12 protein-coding genes are annotated in these 17,431 nt (G+C 38.3%); 5 read left to right on the forward strand and 7 right to left on the reverse strand.

The genetic code is table 11. The features are described from left to right. Positions 1-145 precede the first annotated feature (145 nt). Both AC6CH7_RS19205 and AC6CH7_RS19210 read left to right on the forward strand, forming a co-directional pair. Positions 146-523 carry a BlaI/MecI/CopY family transcriptional regulator gene (locus tag AC6CH7_RS19205; protein ID WP_048907820.1) on the forward strand — a complete coding sequence of 126 codons (378 nt, stop codon included), beginning with the start codon at positions 146-148 and terminating at the stop codon, positions 521-523. Then, positions 520-2,613 carry a TonB family protein gene (locus tag AC6CH7_RS19210; protein WP_498264267.1) on the forward strand — a complete coding sequence of 698 codons (2,094 nt, stop codon included), beginning with the start codon at positions 520-522 and terminating at the stop codon, positions 2,611-2,613. Before AC6CH7_RS19205 ends, AC6CH7_RS19210 begins: the two co-directional genes overlap by 4 nt. Positions 2,614-2,690: 77 nt before the next feature. Here AC6CH7_RS19210 and AC6CH7_RS19215 read toward each other — a convergent pair whose 3' ends face one another. The 4 genes from AC6CH7_RS19215 to AC6CH7_RS19230 form a co-directional block, all read right to left on the reverse strand. After that, positions 2,691-3,461 carry a succinate dehydrogenase/fumarate reductase iron-sulfur subunit gene (locus tag AC6CH7_RS19215; RefSeq protein ID WP_498264268.1) on the reverse strand — a complete coding sequence of 257 codons (771 nt, stop codon included), beginning with the start codon at positions 3,459-3,461 and terminating at the stop codon, positions 2,691-2,693. A 23-nt stretch (positions 3,462-3,484) separates the two neighbouring features. Beyond that, positions 3,485-5,464, reverse strand: coding sequence for a fumarate reductase/succinate dehydrogenase flavoprotein subunit (locus AC6CH7_RS19220; protein WP_498264269.1), 1,980 nt, complete (start codon positions 5,462-5,464; stop codon positions 3,485-3,487). Positions 5,465-5,488: 24 nt separating this feature from the next. Continuing rightward, positions 5,489-6,169, reverse strand: coding sequence for a succinate dehydrogenase cytochrome b subunit (locus AC6CH7_RS19225; RefSeq protein WP_498264270.1), 681 nt, complete (start codon positions 6,167-6,169; stop codon positions 5,489-5,491). Between the two features lie 170 nt (positions 6,170-6,339). Further along, entirely contained in the window at positions 6,340-7,863 is a 1,524-nt protein-coding gene (locus AC6CH7_RS19230; RefSeq protein WP_498264271.1) for a Do family serine endopeptidase, read from the reverse strand. A gap of 174 nt (positions 7,864-8,037) precedes the next feature. Between AC6CH7_RS19230 and dapF the strand changes: the two genes are divergently transcribed. Then, complete coding sequence (gene dapF, locus AC6CH7_RS19235; RefSeq protein ID WP_498264456.1) at positions 8,038-8,823, forward strand: diaminopimelate epimerase; 786 nt, start codon at positions 8,038-8,040, stop codon at positions 8,821-8,823. Positions 8,824-8,828: 5 nt separating this feature from the next. On the opposite strand, the gene AC6CH7_RS19240 is transcribed toward dapF, so the two are convergent. Next, complete coding sequence (locus tag AC6CH7_RS19240) at positions 8,829-11,123, reverse strand: helix-turn-helix domain-containing protein (RefSeq protein ID WP_498264272.1); 2,295 nt, start codon at positions 11,121-11,123, stop codon at positions 8,829-8,831. Between the two features lie 151 nt (positions 11,124-11,274). Here AC6CH7_RS19240 and AC6CH7_RS19245 point away from each other — a divergent pair, with 151 nt between their 5' ends. Further along, entirely contained in the window at positions 11,275-14,082 is a 2,808-nt protein-coding gene (locus AC6CH7_RS19245; RefSeq protein ID WP_498264273.1) for an outer membrane beta-barrel family protein, read from the forward strand. A gap of 4 nt (positions 14,083-14,086) precedes the next feature. After that, positions 14,087-14,866: a GLPGLI family protein gene (locus tag AC6CH7_RS19250; protein ID WP_498264274.1), complete on the forward strand. Its 780-nt coding sequence runs from the start codon at positions 14,087-14,089 to the stop codon at positions 14,864-14,866. Here the strand turns inward: AC6CH7_RS19250 and AC6CH7_RS19255 are convergent. Both AC6CH7_RS19255 and AC6CH7_RS19260 read right to left on the reverse strand, forming a co-directional pair. Beyond that, the gene (locus tag AC6CH7_RS19255; protein WP_048907827.1) at positions 14,863-15,558 is read right to left on the reverse strand and encodes a response regulator transcription factor; all 696 of its coding nucleotides are present in this window, start codon (positions 15,556-15,558) and stop codon (positions 14,863-14,865) included. The genes AC6CH7_RS19250 and AC6CH7_RS19255 overlap by 4 nt on opposite strands. Before the next feature lie 12 nt (positions 15,559-15,570). Further along, entirely contained in the window at positions 15,571-17,412 is a 1,842-nt protein-coding gene (locus tag AC6CH7_RS19260) for a sensor histidine kinase (RefSeq protein WP_498264275.1), read from the reverse strand. Positions 17,413-17,431 lie beyond the last annotated feature (19 nt).

Below are 17,431 nucleotides of genomic sequence, written 5' to 3' on the forward strand. Positions count from 1 at the left end.
AAGATACGATTCAAAAATAAATCTTCAATAAATATTTTGAAAACTAAATAATTAGTTTTAAGTTTATACTAAGTTTTTAGTTATACCAAATATTGCGCAGTATAAGTACAACTAAAATCACACTAAATACTAAAACTAATATTTCATGGAAATTAAAGATTTAACAAAAGCAGAAGAACAGATTATGCAGATTTTATGGCAGATAGAGAAAGGATTCGTTAAAGACGTAATGGATTTCCTGCCAGAGCCTAAACCGGCTTACAATACTGTTTCTACAATCATCCGCATTCTTGAGGTAAAAGGATTCATTGATCACGAAGCCTTTGGTAAAGCCCATAAGTATTTCCCTTTAATTAGTAAGGAAGAATACAAACGACATGCTACGGAAAAACTACTGGGCAACTATTTTGAAAATTCAGTGGAAAGCATGTTCTCTTTCTTTGTTAAAGAAGAGAAACTTGATTTGAGTGATGTTGATGAAATTCTTAAAATGATTAACAAAATTAAAAACAGACCAAGATGACCTGGGCACATTATATCCTTCAAGTCAATATTTACCTAGTTGTATTTTATGGCTTTTATAAGTTATTGTTAGACAAGGAAACTTATTTTTTATGGAATAGAATTTACCTGGTTGCTGCCGGTATATTATCTCTTGCAATACCATTTTTAAGATTTGAATGGTTTACAACACAGCCTGCCGTTCAACCGGTATATACTGGGGTTGTTCAAATCAATGATTTTATCACTCAAATGACAGTCGTAAAAGACGATGCCAACAGCTTTAATCTAGGCAATACGCTGGTGTTTATTTACCTTACCGGCATTTTATTCTTTGTTGGTAGATTTATCTTTCAGCTTATTTCTGTGCAGATCCTACTAAAAAGAAAAAAAAGCGGATCGGCATTTTCCTTTTTTAAGAAAAAAATTATTGACCAAAACCTACCTCAAGTTCAAACCATTCAAAAACACGAAGAAATTCACATCCGACAATGGCATACGCTTGATGTACTCTTTTTTGAAGTAGTGGGAATAATCACCTGGTTTAATCCTGTAATCTATTTTTATAAGACAACGGTCAAACACATCCATGAATATCTGGCCGACGAAGAAGCTGCCACCTACCAGGGAGATAAAGAACAATATGCATTATTGCTATTGAGTAGTGCATTTGGAATTCCTGCAAATACACTAACAAATAGTTTTTTTAATAAATCATTAATTAAAAAAAGAATTTACATGCTACATAAACAAAGATCCAGAAAAACCGCAATGTTAAAATACGGGATGTTTGTTCCTCTATTTGCAGTTACGCTGATTATGTCTTCGGCAACAATCAGAAACAATGAGAAAATAAAAAAGATGGCTGAAGAAATTCCTTTGGAGGAACCTTTAAACATAGTTAAAGAAGCCATAACAGATGTGATAAAAGATCCGGTTAAAGCACGTTCAAATAAAAGTACAGATGAAGTTCTCCAAAAAGCTGTTACAACAAACAAAACTTCAAACACAAAGGCTGATACTGACTGGACAGATTTTTACAACCATCTCAAAAGAACCATCAGATATCCTGCAGCTGCATACGAATCAAATCTACAGGGCAATAGTCAGGTTAAATTTACTGTTAAAGATGGTGAGGTTGATGAACTTGGCACAGTTACGGCATTAGGCTCTGGTTGTGAACAGGAAATAAAAAGGGTCATTCTCTCTTATCCGAAATTTAAAGGCATTCCAGATGGCAAGTATTACCTTATTGCTAAATTTACATTGCATACTGACATTAACACCACACCATCATCTCCTACTCTACTTAAAAATCAGGATCTTCCTACTTTAAAGGATTACATTGCGTTGCCATCTGAGATAGTAATCATGGGCTACTCAAAGAAATCATCATCATCATCAAACAATGACGACTCAAAAGTATACGATTTTGTATCATTAGAAAGCCAACCATCATTTCCTGGAGGAATGGGACTATTTTATGAGTACCTAAAGAAAAGTGTTAAATATCCAAAAGAAGCTTTTGAAAATAAGATAGAAGGTAAAGTATTTCTCAGTTTTATTGTTGAAAGGGACGGAGAACTTACAGACATCAAAGTAGATAGAAAACTTGGTAGCGGCACAGATGAGGAAGCAGTGAGAGTTCTAAAGGAAAGTCCAAAATGGATTCCAGGAGTTCAGGATGGTCAAAAAGTAAGGGTAAAATATAACATTCCTATAAGCTTCTCACTTGGGCCAAAACAAGCCACTTCTGGAAATACGCAAACAACCCCTCAAAATAATGAGAAAGTTTTTGACTTTGTATCATTAGAAACGCAACCTTCATTTCCAGGCGGTATGGAGAAGTTTTATGATTTCTTAAAGAAAACTGTAAAATATCCCAAAGAAGCACAGGATAAAAACATTCAGGGAAAGGTATTCTTGTCTATGACCGTTGAAAAAGATGGCTCATTAACCGATATTAAAGTAGATAGGAAACTTGGTGGAGGAACGGATGAGGAAGCTGTAAGAGTCTTAAAAGCAAGTCCTAAGTGGATCCCTGGAGTTCAGAATGGCCAAAAAGTTAGAGTAAAATACAACATACCGATTTCGTTTACGCTCACTAAATAAAGTACCAATAACACAAAACCCCAGCTAAAATAGCCGGGGTTTTGAGTGTAATACCCTTGTCTCGTTAGATAAATCTATTAAATAGATTCCTCAGATACAAATTTTGCAGAATAAAAATCTCTATTCATGCGTGCGATATTCTCTAATGATATTCCTTTAGGGCACTCTGCTTCGCATGCACCGGTATTGGTACAGTTACCAAAACCCTCGGCATCCATCTGAGCAACCATACTTTGAACCCTGCGATAACGTTCTGGCTGTCCCTGAGGCAATTGCGCCAACTGAGATATTTTTGCAGATACAAATAACATTGCAGAAGCATTTTTACAAGTCGCAACACAAGCACCACAACCTATGCAAGCAGCGGCTTCAAAAGCTGAATCTGCCTGAACTTTAGGAATAGGAAGATTGTTCGCATCCTGTGCATTACCCGTGTTTACGGAGATAAAGCCTCCAGAAGCAATGATTCTATCGAATGCAGTACGATCTACCATCAAATCTTTTATTACCGGAAAAGCCTTTGCACGCCATGGCTCAACAACAATGGTATCTCCATCTTTAAACGAACGCATGTGCAACTGACAGGTAGTGATACCTTCTTTTGGTCCGTGTGGTCTTCCGTTGATGAACATAGAACATGCGCCACAAATTCCTTCTCTGCAGTCATGATCAAAAACAACCGGCTCCTCACCTTTACCAACCAGGTCTTCGTTCAGTACGTCGAACATTTCTAAGAAAGACATATCAGGAGATACATCTGATATTTTGTAATCTACCAAACTGCCTTTGGCTTTGTTATTTTTTTGACGCCAGATTTTAAGCGTTAAATTCATATTTCCTGTACTCATAATATTGAGATTTTAGTACTTAGCTATTTATAACTTCTTTGTGCAACTTTGATATTTTCAAACTTCAATTCTTCTTTATGAAGTTCAAAAGTTACATCACCTTTATATTCCCATGCAGCAACGTAAGCATAGTTTTCATCATCACGTAATGCCTCTCCCTCTTCAGTCTGATACTCTTCTCTGAAGTGACCACCGCATGATTCGTTTCTGTTCAATGCATCCATACACATCAATTCACCTAGCTCAATAAAGTCGGCCACGCGACCAGCTTTTTCAAGCTCAGGGTTCATTTCTTCTGCGCTACCCGGTACACGTAAATCACTCCAAAACTCTTTACGAAGCTGCTGAATTTCAGCGATACCTTCTTTCAGACCTTTTTCATTACGCGCCATACCACATTTCTCCCACATGATCTTTCCTAATTTTTTATGGAAATGATCTACAGATTTGGTTCCTTTAATAGACAAGAACTTATCAAGGATCCCTTTGGCACTTGCCTCAGCCTCTACAAACGCAGGGTGATCTTGCGGAATTGGTTTAGTAGCCAATTCTTTTGAAAGATAAGCACCAATAGTATATGGGATAACGAAATATCCATCGGCCAAACCCTGCATTAATGCCGAAGCACCTAAACGGTTCGCCCCGTGATCTGAGAAGTTAGCCTCACCTAAAGCATATAGGCCCGGTACAGTGGTCATTAAGTTATAATCTACCCATAAGCCACCCATGGTATAGTGAACGGCAGGATAAATACGCATCGGCAATTCATAAGGATCTTCTCCGGTAATTTGCGCGTACATATCAAACAGGTTACCATATTTTTCTTTGATGACCTCACGACCTAATTTCATACAGGTTTCTTTATCCGGATTGTGGATATTATGCTTACTAGCCTCAATTCGGCCATAACGCTCTGTATTTGCTTTAAAGTCAAGGTAAACAGCAAGCTTAGAATTACCCACTCCGTAACCGGCATCGCAACGCTCTTTAGCTGCACGAGATGCAACATCACGAGGAACAAGGTTACCGAAAGCAGGATATCTGCGCTCTAAATAATAATCTCTTTCATCTTCAGGAATTTCTGAAGCTTTACGTGTATCATCCTTTTTCTTAGGAACCCAGATACGTCCATCGTTACGTAACGATTCAGACATCAGGGTCAGTTTAGACTGATGATCCCCTGAAACCGGGATACAAGTAGGGTGAATTTGAGTATAGCATGGGTTACCAAAGAAAGCTCCTTTTTTGTGGGCTTTCCAGGCTGCAGTTACGTTACTACCCATTGCATTTGTAGACAAGTAGAATACGTTTCCGTAACCCCCACTGCACAATAATACAGCATGGCCTGAATGACGCTCAAGCTCACCGGTAAGTAAGTTACGAGCAATAATTCCTCTTGCTTTACCTTCTACTACAACCACTTCAAGCATTTCATGGCGGGTAAACATTTCAACTTTACCCATACCTACCTGACGCTCTAAAGCACTATATGCTCCTAAAAGCAATTGCTGACCGGTTTGTCCGGCAGCATAAAATGTTCTTTGAACTTGTGTACCACCAAAAGAACGGTTGTCTAACAAACCACCATATTCTCTTGCCAACGGCACACCTTGTGCCACACATTGATCTATAATATTAGCGCTTACCTCAGCCAAACGGTGTACGTTAGCCTCTCTAGCACGGTAATCACCACCTTTTATCGTATCATAAAATAAGCGATAAGTACTATCACCATCATTCTGATAATTTTTCGCTGCATTGATACCACCCTGAGCTGCAATAGAGTGCGCTCGTCTTGGCGAATCCTGAAAACAAAAACACTTAACCTTATAACCCATTTCTGCAAGGGTTGCTGCCGCAGAGGCCCCCGCAAGTCCGGAACCTACTACAATTATTTCGATGCTTCTTTTATTGGCCGGATTAACCAATGGCATAGAAGAACGTAGTTTAGTCCATTTATCGGTTAATTCTCCTTCGGGTATATGAGCATTTAATTCTGCCATGTTATTTAAACTTAAGATCAAAAATTAATTAATATAGCCCAGATACATCACAATGGGCATCAATGCAAAAAGCAAAGGAATAATGATTGAAAACCAAAAACCAAATCCTTTGATAAGCGGAGTATATTTCTTGTGGTTCCAGCCTAATGTCTGAAATGCAGAAGAAAAACCATGCAATAAGTGATAAGCCAATGAAACCATTGCCAGTACATAAAGCAACACCAACCATGGATTTTTAAACGTTTCTACCATTACAGCAAATAGGTCGTGGTTTCCGTTTGCATCTACCGTAGGAATTCCCGTAAAACGAGACATTACCCAGAATTTAGAAATGTGAACGATCAGGAATATCAACAATAATGTTCCCAATAAACCCATAGAGCGAGAGTACCATTTACTATTAGCAGCACCGTTGTTCACTGCATACCTTTCAGGTCTTGCAGCACGGTTTTGAAAAACAAGCCTAAATCCTTGAACAATGTGAGCAAGCAAGCCTGCAAACAACACAACTTCCATTGCGCGGATTATCCAGTTGGTGCCCATAAAATGTGCGCCCATGTTAAAGGTTAAGCCACCGTCATTAACAATAATCAGTGAATTGATGAAACAATGCACGACAAGGAATGAGATAAGAAACAGGCCGGTGATACCCATTATTAATTTTTTTCCTATAGATGAGGAAAAAGCGTTTCCGAAACTAGCCATTAGAATTATATTTTAGTTCTGTTGTGCAAAAGTATTTAATAAAAGAATTAATATGTTAATTTCAGATACAAATCGACTATTTAGAAACATTCTAATATTACAATATTATGATAAATAAAAAACGGGGAACAACTTTCGCCATCCCCCGTTCCAATTATAGAAAAATGAGTTTAAAAACTGAATGTATAATTCCCATTTGGCCCAACACCTGAAATGGTAGTCATTCCATTTTTTGAGGATGGCAACGCGTCTTCTACATCTTTAATACTGTTTACAGGTTTACCGTTCACTGTTGTAATCAACATGCCTTTAGGAATATCAATAGAATCAAACACCTTACCTTCTTGTATGTCAGTAACCACAACTCCGCTTTTAACACCATACTTAGCTTTTAACGCAGCCGGGGCCGGGGAAAAGGAAGCTCCAAGCTTACCAACGGTAGCTCCTGTAGCTTTTCCTGTCGAAGCGGTCTTAGTTGAAACCCCACCTGTATTCTCTCCTTTCAAAGTAATGGTAGCATTTTTCTCTGAACCATCTCTTAAATAAGTAAGCTGAACCTTATCACCGGGACTCAAACGTCCAATTTTCTCCTGCAAGTCAGGTGAATCATAAATTACAGCACCTTCAACCTTTTTAATGATGTCTCCTTTTTGCAAACCTGCAGCTGCAGCTCCACTACTAGGTACTACATCAGTAACATAAAGTCCGGTATTTTCTTTAATCTGGAATTTCTCAGCCTGATCTGCATCTAGTGGTGCAAACATTACACCTATATAGCCACGTTTAACTGTACCAAATTTTCTGAAATCATCAAGAATCTTTTTAGCAAGATTGATTGGGATTGCAAAGCCGTAACCAACGTTTGTACCAGTTTGGGAGGCTATAGCTGCATTGATACCAATTAACTCGCCATTTGCATTTACCAGTGCGCCTCCACTGTTTCCAGGGTTAATAGCTGCATCTGTCTGAATAAAAGATTCAATACTGCTGTTTGTACGTGTAGGCAACTTACCTGTTCTTTGGTATTCATCATACTCTTGTTGAGTTGGCTGATCCTGATTTCTGGCTAAAATACCTATACTACGTGCTTTTGCACTCACAATACCGGCGGTAACCGTTGTTTGTAAATCAAGCGGGAACCCAACAGCCAATACCCATTCCCCAATCTGAACGTTGTCAGAATTCCCCATTTTCACAACCGGCAAGTCAGTAGCATCTACTTTTATAAGCGCCAAATCTGTATTTGGATCTTTGCCAATCACTTTAGCACTCACCTTGCGTCTGTCAGACAAAACCACCTCAATTTTATCAGCATTTTCTACCACGTGATTATTGGTAACGATATAACCGTCTGGAGTCAATATCACCCCAGAACCTGAAGCTGCCCTTGGTGCGCGTTGCATTCTTCTGCCCCCGCCACCAAAAAACTCATCAAACATATCCATTGGAGATGACTCGCCGCCACCGCCTGAATATGAAGTTCTGATATGTACTACCGCAGGCGAAACTGCAGCCGCCGCTTCAACAAAATCAACCGCTCCAGCCGAAGACACCTTCGAGTTACTAGCAAAAAGTACTTTTTGCTGATCCTGAAACGATAATTGAGCAGTTTTTGGTTCTAATAATTTGTAGCCACCAATTGCAGCCGCACCACCTATAAATGCAGCCAACACTATTAATCCTATTCTTTTCATTTATATATTATTTATTTTATTTCCTTTTGTAAACTCATACAAGTCTCATATTTGCTTACAATTGCTTTTCTTTTCATTGATTTAGTCAAATTTAATACCATATCAACGATATTTGCATCTGAAATAAGTCACGAATACTGTTAAAAAATGTTAAATGAACACCATACACTAAAGATGAACATTCACTTCTTCAAATACCAGGGCGCAGGTAACGATTTTATTCTGATTGATAATCGCGATCTTTCCTTTAAAGATACGGATAACAATGCGGTTTTACAACTATGTAACAGGCGTTTTGGAATTGGAGCAGACGGTTTAATGCTTTTACAAAACCATGCAGATTACGATTTTGAAATGCTTTATTTCAATTCAGATGGCAACCTGGGCAGTATGTGTGGTAACGGAGGAAGATGCATCGTGGCGTTTGCCAAACACCTGGGTGTAATTGATCAAGAGACTGATTTTTTGGCAGTTGACGGACCGCATTATGCCAAGATTTCAGAAGAAGGCAATTGGGTAGACCTACAAATGATTGACATTGATACCATTAACAAAGATGGTGACGCCTATGTTCTAAATACAGGATCTCCTCATTATGTAGCAGAAATGCAAAACTTAAAGGATTACGATGTTTATCAAAACGGCAAAGCCATAAGAAACAACCAGACCTATAAAAAAGAAGGGATCAATGTAAACTTCGTAGAAGATAAAGGCGATCATCTCTTTGTTCGTACTTTTGAAAGAGGGGTAGAAGATGAAACCTATGCCTGTGGAACCGGCGTAACTGCTGTTGCGCTATCAATGGCTCAGCACAATCATCAAGTTGGACATATAGAAACTCCCATTAAAGTCCTTGGCGGAGATCTTAAAATCCAATTTGATTACGATGGAAAACAGTTTACCAATGTATTCTTGTGTGGTCCGGCCGAACAAGTTTTTGAAGGAGAGATTAGTATTTAACAATACTATCTCTCTGCAAGATGAGCTGCTACACCTATCTTAATTTCTCCGAAAGAATAATCCCGTCCCAGGTAGTCTCTAATAGGATTCATCTGCAGGGTTTTTAACTCTGTTATTGCATCCAGTATTTTATCCAGTTTTTTCGATCCAATAATATCTTTAGCCGAGACCTCTTGTCTGGCAACATAATGTGCAAGGTGCCCTTCAATAGTACCTATTACCATTTTGCGTTCGGCTGCAATTTCAGCTATGGTTTTTCCCTCTTTTAATAATACAAGCGACAGCTCTTTAGTATCAACTTTAGGTGCCTTTTCTATCTTGGCTTTACCAGCACCTGATTTCGGTTTAGAGGTCTTAGATTTCTTTTCTGTAAAATCAAGCTTACCTGGCATAGCAAATACTTTTTCCATCTGAGACGCTCTCTTTGCCTGATCAATTAGCTCGTTCACATCCTTCTTGGTAAACTCTACACCATTTATGGTTGCCTTTAATAATGCCGTTGCTTTACTGATTTTCTTTACCTGCTCATAAAACAGACCTTCCATCTCTAATAGCTCTGTTAAAAAAGCCACCACCTGTTTATCTTGTTTTACCAGTTCCATCCTTTCAAAGATCCTCTTTGAAAATGCGGACAGTAAAGGATTAAAATAATTTTCGGCGGCGGCGGTCCTGTCAAGTAATGCAGACAACCCTTCTTCTGTTTTAACTTGCGACAATCGTTGTATTTGTCCCAGAAATTTATTCGCATGTGCCTTCAACTCGCTTAGATCCTTTAACAGCTGTGCAGCCCATTTATGGTGTTTTTGTTTTGCAGATTTATTGATATCCTTGGTATAAGAATGCACGTGGTCGTAAACGTAATTATCAAGCGGATTCAAATCAAAACACTGCAATAAATATGAACGCAAAAACGCATCGCTTTCTTCTTTAATCTGAGCTTCCAATCGGGCTGGCTCCTGCTTGTTTCTTGAAAAGAAAGATACATTTTGATCCTGTCGGATGCCCGATCCAGAAATCAGCGAAGTGAGAATCAAACCGTTTAATGAGCGAAGGCGAGAAAGCGCCACATAAATTTGTCCCGGTGCAAATGCATTCCCAATATCTATAATAGCCTTTTCAAAAGTTAGACCCTGGCTTTTGTGTACTGTAATTGCCCAGGCCAACTTAAGAGGGTACTGCGTAAAAGTGCCTGCCAAATCCTCATGAATTTCGCCTGTAACCTTATCAGTGGTATACTTTATATTCTTCCAGGTATATTTTTCCAGAATGATCTTCTCGTTACTGCCTTCTGCCTGCACTTCAATCAGGTCAGTTTTTAACGCAGTAACAACAGCGATCTTCCCATTAAAGAAACGTTGCTCACCAGTTGGGTCATTTTTAATAAACATTACTTGCGCACCAACCTTTAACTCTAAAATATGTTCTGCAGGATAAGAATACTCACTAAAGTCATCTTCAACTTTCGCCACATATAAATACGAAGCTGCCTTTAGCTCTTCAAGGCTTTGCTTATTCAGCGTATCGGCCTTATTATTATGTGTGGTCAACGTGATATACTTCTCGTTTATCGAAGGTTTAAAATCAGCCCTATAGTACTTTTCAAGCAACGCTACATCTTGCGCAGTTACGGTATTATTGCGTAAATTATTAAGCAGGTTTATAAAAACTTCATCGGCCTGCCTGTAGATTTTTTCAAGCTCAATATATATCGGCGGATTGTTCTGAAGAGCAAGTGCATCAAAGAAATAGGCGCTTTTATAAAATTGCCCAAGCAAATTCCATTCGTTTGACTTTACAACCGGAGGTAATTGATGCAAATCGCCGATAAACAGCACCTGAACCCCACCAAAACTTGCCGTGTTGTTTCTTCTGATATAACGTAAAATCATGTCTATCGCATCCAGCAAATCAGCACGCAACATACTCACCTCATCAATAATCAGCAACTCCATATCAATAATAACCTTACGTTTCGCTGCGGTCATATTTAAATGCCTTACAATAGATTTCGGTGTATTATATTGCTGATTATAGTGATCTCCATCCGCATCTGGCTGTTTTGGCAAATAAGTTCCAAAAGGCAACTGAAACAGGGAATGTATGGTAACACCCGCTGCATTTATAGCAGCTATACCTGTAGGGGCAGCAATAACAGCTTTCTTGTGCGTAAGCTCAATTAACCTTCTTAGAAATGTTGTTTTACCCGTTCCTGCTTTTCCCGTAAGGAATATATGCTTAGAAGTATAATTCACAAACCTTGCGGCAAGTTCCGCGGGATTAGTGCTTTCAGAATTCGACATGCTACAAAGTTAATAAGAACTTACTACTTAAACCTAATCGGTAAAAAATGCGTTACAATCTCTATTTTAACACTCTTTAACAAACTTTAACAATTCCTTAATTTTATTACTAAACTTTTAGTTATATCTTGTACCCAACAAAACCGCTAATATGAAATTAACCTCTCTAACACTCCTGCTGGTGTTCAGTTCGATGTTATTGTTTGCTCAGAACCAATATTCAATCAAGGGCGCTGTAGTAGATACCGCTGCCACTTACAAGATGGTAAACACAACGATAACAGTATTAAACCAAAAAGATTCCACACTTGTAAAGTATACCCGAGCTAGTCCTGAGGGCATGTTTGCTTTAAACAACCTAAAACCAGGAAAATTTATCCTAATGGTAACCTACCCTGGTTATGCCGACTATATTGAAAATTTTGCTTTAGACTCTACCAAATCAACCAAAGACTTTGGCAACATAAGCGTAATTCTTAAAGCTACCTTACTTGAAGGGGTAATTATACAAGGAAAAGCCGCAGCAATTAAAATTAAGGGGGACACAACGGAGTTTAATGCCGCCAGCTTCACCATACAACCCAACGATAAAGTCGAGGATCTGCTTAAACAACTTCCCGGCATACAGGTCGATAAGGATGGAAAAATTACTGCGCAAGGTCAAACCGTACCAAAGGTATTGGTAGATGGTGAGGAGTTTTTTGGTGATGACCCAACTCTGGTAACCAAAAACCTCCGTGCCGACATGGTTGATAAAGTACAGCTCTATGACAAGAAAAGTGACCAGGCTACATTTACAGGAATTGACGATGGTGAAAAAACGAAAACCATTAACATCAAATTAAAAGAGGATAAGAAAAACGGTTACTTCGGAAAAGTTGAAGGTGGCTTAGGCACAGATAAATTCTATAAAAGCCAGGCCATGTTTAACGCCTTTAAGGGTAAACAAAAGTTCTCCGCATATGGCATCTCAGGAAATACTGGCCAAACCGGATTAGGTTGGGGAGATCGAGACAAATACGGAGGCTCATCCAACAATATGGAGTTTAGCGATGATGGCGGAATATATTTCTATGGGAGCAACGACGATTTTGACTCTTTCGATGGACAATACAATGGCCAGGGTATTCCATCAGCACATAGCGGGGGATTGCATTATGAAAATAAATGGGATAGTGATAAACATGCCATCAATTCAAACTACAAAATAGGCTCAATTGGTGTTGAGGGGACAAGAGATAACTTGACTCAAAACAACCTGTCTACCGGCGTTACAAACAGCAGTTCGCATCAAAAGTTTGACAACCTAATGTTCAGGCAAAAAGCAGACTTAACGTATACCATAAAGCTAGATACAACCTCAACATTAAAAATAATGGTTGATGGAACATTAAAAAACAGTAAAACAAGAGATAACTTCATCTCATCAACCTTAAGAGGAGACAATTCATTACAAAACTCGACCAACAGAGAGCTAAGTAATGATGGCGATCAGAAATTATTCAACGCAAGTGCCTTATGGACTAAAAAGTTGAAAAAGAAAGGAAGAACCCTCTCAGTAAATGTTAAACAAGCAGTAAATGAAAACCAAACTGAAGGCTATCTTAATTCGACAAGTGAATTCTTTAATGAACTTGGCGACCAAACCCAAACAGAATCGGTAAATCAATTCAAAACCAACAATACACACAATCAAACATTTAACTCCAACATTACTTACACCGAGCCATTATCTAAAACATTAACACTTGCATTAAGCTATGGCCTGGGTATTAACAACAGCAATTCTGATCGTAAATCATTTAACCAAACCGCATCAGGAGCGTATGATGAGTTGGATAGAGAGTTCAGTAATAACTTTGATCTCGATCAGCTTTCAAACCAGGGAGGAATAACATTCAATTACAAGAAGAATAAGTCGACAGTAAATATTGGCACCAAGGTAAGTGATGTAAAGTTTCAACAATTCGATGCATATACCGATAAAACCTTTAAAAGAAACTTTACCAACTGGAACCCTCAATTTACTTATCAATACAGGTTCTCTCAACAAAAATCTCTGTATTTCGGGTACTATGGTAATACCAATCAGCCCAGCATTGATCAGATCCAACCAATTAGGGTAAATACAGATCCATTAAATGAAACCGTTGGTAACCCTAATTTGAAACCGTCTTTCAGAAGCGGCCTTAACTTGTATTACAACTCTTACAAAATACTGAGCGACCAGTATGTTTACTTTAGCAGCAGCTACTCTTTTACTACTAACCCAATAGTAAACCACACTACAACTGATCGTCTTGGAAAAAACTTTTATCAGTCTATTAATTTAACTGACAAAAGTCCTTACAACTATTACTTCAATTTCGGAACAAGCAGAAAGATTAAACCTATAGATATGAGTGTAGGCTTAAACCTTAGCTCAAACGGAAATGTAAATTATACAAGAGTAACAGACACGGTAAGAACAGAGCTAAACACGACCAAATCGTATGGTTATTCAGGAAGCCTGAACATATCCAAATACAAAGAGAAAAAGTATGATTTCAGGATTTCGGGAGGACCAAGCTATAACATCATTAGCTCTTCTTCAAGAAACAGCACCAACAACAAAGGCTGGGGATTTCAGGGCAATGCGAACTTTAACATATACTTGCCTGGCAAAATACAAATTGGCTCTGATGGTAATTACCAATTCACTGGAAAAACCCAAACCTTTAATGAAGATCTGGAGCGCTTTATATGGAATGCAAGCATCACCAAAAAGTTCTTTAAACAAGACAACCTACGGATTTCACTATCCGGAAACGATTTACTTAACCAAAACGTGGGCTTCAGCAGATATGCCAGCGGTAACATGGTTAATCAAAACAGTTATACAACTATTCAAAGATATTTTATGTGCACAATTAGCTGGGATTTCAGCAAAATGGGCGGATCAGCTCCTACTAAAAAATAAGAATATGAAACACAAACTAATTATACTCAGCTTCTGCTTCTTGTTGTTAAATGTAAGCAGCCTGTTTGCACAAAATGTAAGGTTTGCTACAGATGGCGTAATAGAATTCGAAAAGAGCTCTAATATGTTCGCTATAATGAAAAGGCAAATGGAAAAAAGTTCCAGTGGCTTTATGCAACAAGCGTACGAAGCTTACAAAAGAAACCAGCCACAATTCAAGATATTAAAAAGCACTTTGGCTTTTTCTAAAGATAAAACCCTTTACACACCCATAGCGGATGAAAGTAATTCAAGAAATTATTTCTTTAGTGATCCATCAACCGGACAAAGTAATACCATATATACCGATCTTGCCTCAGGGTTATTTACCACGCAGAAAGTAGTATACGAAGAAACCTTTTTAGTGAAAGATACCACCAGAAAAATAAACTGGAAAATCACCAGCGAACTAAGAACGATAGCAGGCTACGAATGCCGCAGAGCAAATGCTGTTATTTTAGATTCTATTTATGTAGTAGCCTTTTATACCGATAAGATCCCGGTATCCGGAGGACCAGAATCATTTACCGGCCTGCCGGGAATGATCCTTGGTGTTGCGCTTCCTCATGAAAATATAACATGGTTTGCAAAAACAGTAACAGACAAGCCTGTTGCCCCAAATGAACTAAAGGTACCCACTAAGGGCAAGCCAGTAAACAATAAAACCTTAAGAGAAACTATAAATTCGGCTTTAAAGGATTGGGGAGATTATGCCCAATCGGCCTTAAAGGCTTTCCTGCTTTAATTTACAAGCAGTTTATACCCCTTACCATGAACATTAAGAATTTCTACCTTAGGGTCTTCCCTAAGGTATTTTCTTAGTTTACTTAAAAACACATCCATACTACGGCCATTAAAGTAATTGTCGTCATGCCAGATACTCAGCAGCGCTTCCTCTCTGGTAAGAACAGCATTCTTCTTTAAGCACAACAGCTGAAGCAATTCAGCCTCTTTTGTCGACAACTTTTGCTGTTGTCCTTTATAGTCTATAAGTTGTGTTGTGTAATCAAAGCTATAGTCTCCGATTTGAAATAGCGTTTGAGCTGTACCCGACTCTGGAGTTTCTTTTACTGCTACCCGTTTTAACAACGCATTTATTCTTAAAAGCAACTCTTCAATTCTAAATGGTTTTGTGATGTAATCATCTCCACCCAGATCATATGCAGATGCTTTATCCTCCATCATGGCCTTAGCAGTGGCAAAAATAATAGGTACATCCTGATTGATCTTTCTAATCTCTTTACCTAACGTAAATCCATCCTTTTTAGGCATCATCACATCAAGTATACAAAGATCAAAATCCTGCTTTGTAAAAGCCCTTAAACCTTCATCGCCATCAACACACAGTATAACATCAAATTTGCCCTTAAGCTGTAGATAATCTTGTAAGAGAAGCCCTAAATTCGGATCATCTTCTACCAATAAAATTCTTTTCATGTGTGTGTGTCGTTAATTATGATTTAATGGTAAGCTTATTTCAAATACAGTTCCTTTATCCTTTTCACTATGCACCTTTATTGTTCCACCCATCTGATTAATAATGTCCTGCACATAGTTCAGTCCTAAACCAAAGCCTTTCACATCATGTAGGTTACCTGTTGGCACCCTATAAAACTGATCAAAAATACGCTTGGTCTGATCTTTAGTCATCCCTATTCCTTCGTCAGAAACTTCAATAATCAGGTGTTTACCTGTATTTCTTGTACTTATATTTATTTTAGGGATCTCTCCACTATATTTATTTGCATTATCTACCAGATTGTAAATTACATTAGAGAGATGTAGTTCATCACCATAAATAAGAGATTTTTCGGCATTCAGCTTCAAGTTAATTACAGCATTTCTTTTTTGCAACTGAAGCTCCATACTATCTACAACTGCAGCAACTACATCATTAACATCAACTTCACTCTGCTCCAGTTTAAGCTCCTTTTTCTCTAATCGTGCAATGCTTAAAACCCGTTCTATGTGATTCCCGAGACGAACATTTTCGTCATAGATAATACCTGCTAATCTACTAATGCGGTTTTTATCTTCCACGATCTCCGGATCCCTGAGTGCCTCGCTGGCAATCATAATTGTGGCCACCGGAGTCTTAAATTCGTGAGTCATGTTATTAATGAAATCCGTTTTCATTTCCGAGATCTTCTTTTGTTTCATTATTGCATAAATGGTATAGGCAAAAATAAAGATCAGCACAAATAGCAAGGCCGCAGAAGAGGCCATAGTAGCCCACATGTTGCTAAGAATTAAAGAGTTTTTATCGGGAAAGCTGATATAAAGCATTCCCGGATCTCTAATGATATAACTATAAAGAGTGGCCTTGAATGTGTTTTTAGGCAACACATTATCAATATTGGTCGAAGCTTTTACATATACCAGTGAGTCCTTTTCTGCAAGACTGACCCAGAAATCATAGTTCAGTGTTATATTTCTATTTAGAAGTTCTTTTTGGATTAAGGTATCCAGGCTTTCCTTCGATATCATCTTGCTGAGCGGCACATTCGCTTCTCTCATCTCCTGTGCTACGTCTGTAACCTGACTTAGGATATCAGAATCGCTTTTTAAAGGAATAGTATCAGACATCAACCTGCTCAGTCCATCATCATACCTTCTTTTGGCAAGGTTATTTTCAAATTGAAATTTGCGTGCCAGCTCATTACTTATCGTCGGCACACTAATGAGCACACTTTTTTCTGTTACAGGGTTAACAGCATGGTATCTGATTGTATCTGGCAACTGATTAGACGCAATGATGAATGATTTTGTTTCTAACGGGACAAATGTTGATTTGTATCGCTCTCCGACAAAGTTTCCGTATGCATCCAGCCCAACATTCACATCTACGTGTATCGGTGACTGTAAAGGATTATTTAAATCAGATGCCGCAAGGTATTCAGCTTCGGTAATCAGAATCGGATTAGCGTAAGACTTTTTAATCTCTAAATCATTCTGATTTAAGTCGGCAACAATTAATTTCCGCTGCTCAAGCAACCGCTTTTGCTCCTGATCTTTAAAACGTTCCTTGTATTCTACCAACTGTTGTGCCTGATTACGAACTTCTGCTTCGCGATCACGTTCCAGCTGTTGGTCTCTTTTAGTAATGTAAAGTGCGGCATTACGTTTCTGCACCTTATTAACCACACTATTAAGTGCCTGATTTACATCCTGTTCAAAAAGCTGTGATTTAAGATTATAAGCCTCCCTTATATAATACAATTGCATTACAAACACCCCAAGCAAAGCTATGGTCATAAGGCCGGTGATTAACCAAAGGCTTCTTTTTTTCATATCGGATATTCAAAATTAA

This window comes from Pedobacter sp. GQ55 (genome assembly GCF_059758925.1).

Bases quoted from the DNA above. Each gene is read 5' to 3' on its own strand.
- AC6CH7_RS19225 (WP_498264270.1), bottom strand. From the start codon at position 6,169: ATGGCTAGTTTCGGAAACGCTTTTTCCTCATCTATAGGAAAAAAATTA.
- dapF (WP_498264456.1), top strand. From the start codon at position 8,038: ATGAACATTCACTTCTTCAAATACCAGGGCGCAGGTAACGATTTTATT.
- AC6CH7_RS19205 (WP_048907820.1), top strand. From the start codon at position 146: ATGGAAATTAAAGATTTAACAAAAGCAGAAGAACAGATTATGCAGATT.
- AC6CH7_RS19230 (WP_498264271.1), bottom strand. From the start codon at position 7,863: ATGAAAAGAATAGGATTAATAGTGTTGGCTGCATTTATAGGTGGTGCG.
- AC6CH7_RS19220 (WP_498264269.1), bottom strand. From the start codon at position 5,464: ATGGCAGAATTAAATGCTCATATACCCGAAGGAGAATTAACCGATAAA.
- AC6CH7_RS19255 (WP_048907827.1), bottom strand. From the start codon at position 15,558: ATGAAAAGAATTTTATTGGTAGAAGATGATCCGAATTTAGGGCTTCTC.
- AC6CH7_RS19260 (WP_498264275.1), bottom strand. From the start codon at position 17,412: ATGAAAAAAAGAAGCCTTTGGTTAATCACCGGCCTTATGACCATAGCT.
- AC6CH7_RS19245 (WP_498264273.1), top strand. From the start codon at position 11,275: ATGAAATTAACCTCTCTAACACTCCTGCTGGTGTTCAGTTCGATGTTA.
- AC6CH7_RS19215 (WP_498264268.1), bottom strand. From the start codon at position 3,461: ATGAGTACAGGAAATATGAATTTAACGCTTAAAATCTGGCGTCAAAAA.
- AC6CH7_RS19210 (WP_498264267.1), top strand. From the start codon at position 520: ATGACCTGGGCACATTATATCCTTCAAGTCAATATTTACCTAGTTGTA.
- AC6CH7_RS19250 (WP_498264274.1), top strand. From the start codon at position 14,087: ATGAAACACAAACTAATTATACTCAGCTTCTGCTTCTTGTTGTTAAAT.
- AC6CH7_RS19240 (WP_498264272.1), bottom strand. From the start codon at position 11,123: ATGTCGAATTCTGAAAGCACTAATCCCGCGGAACTTGCCGCAAGGTTT.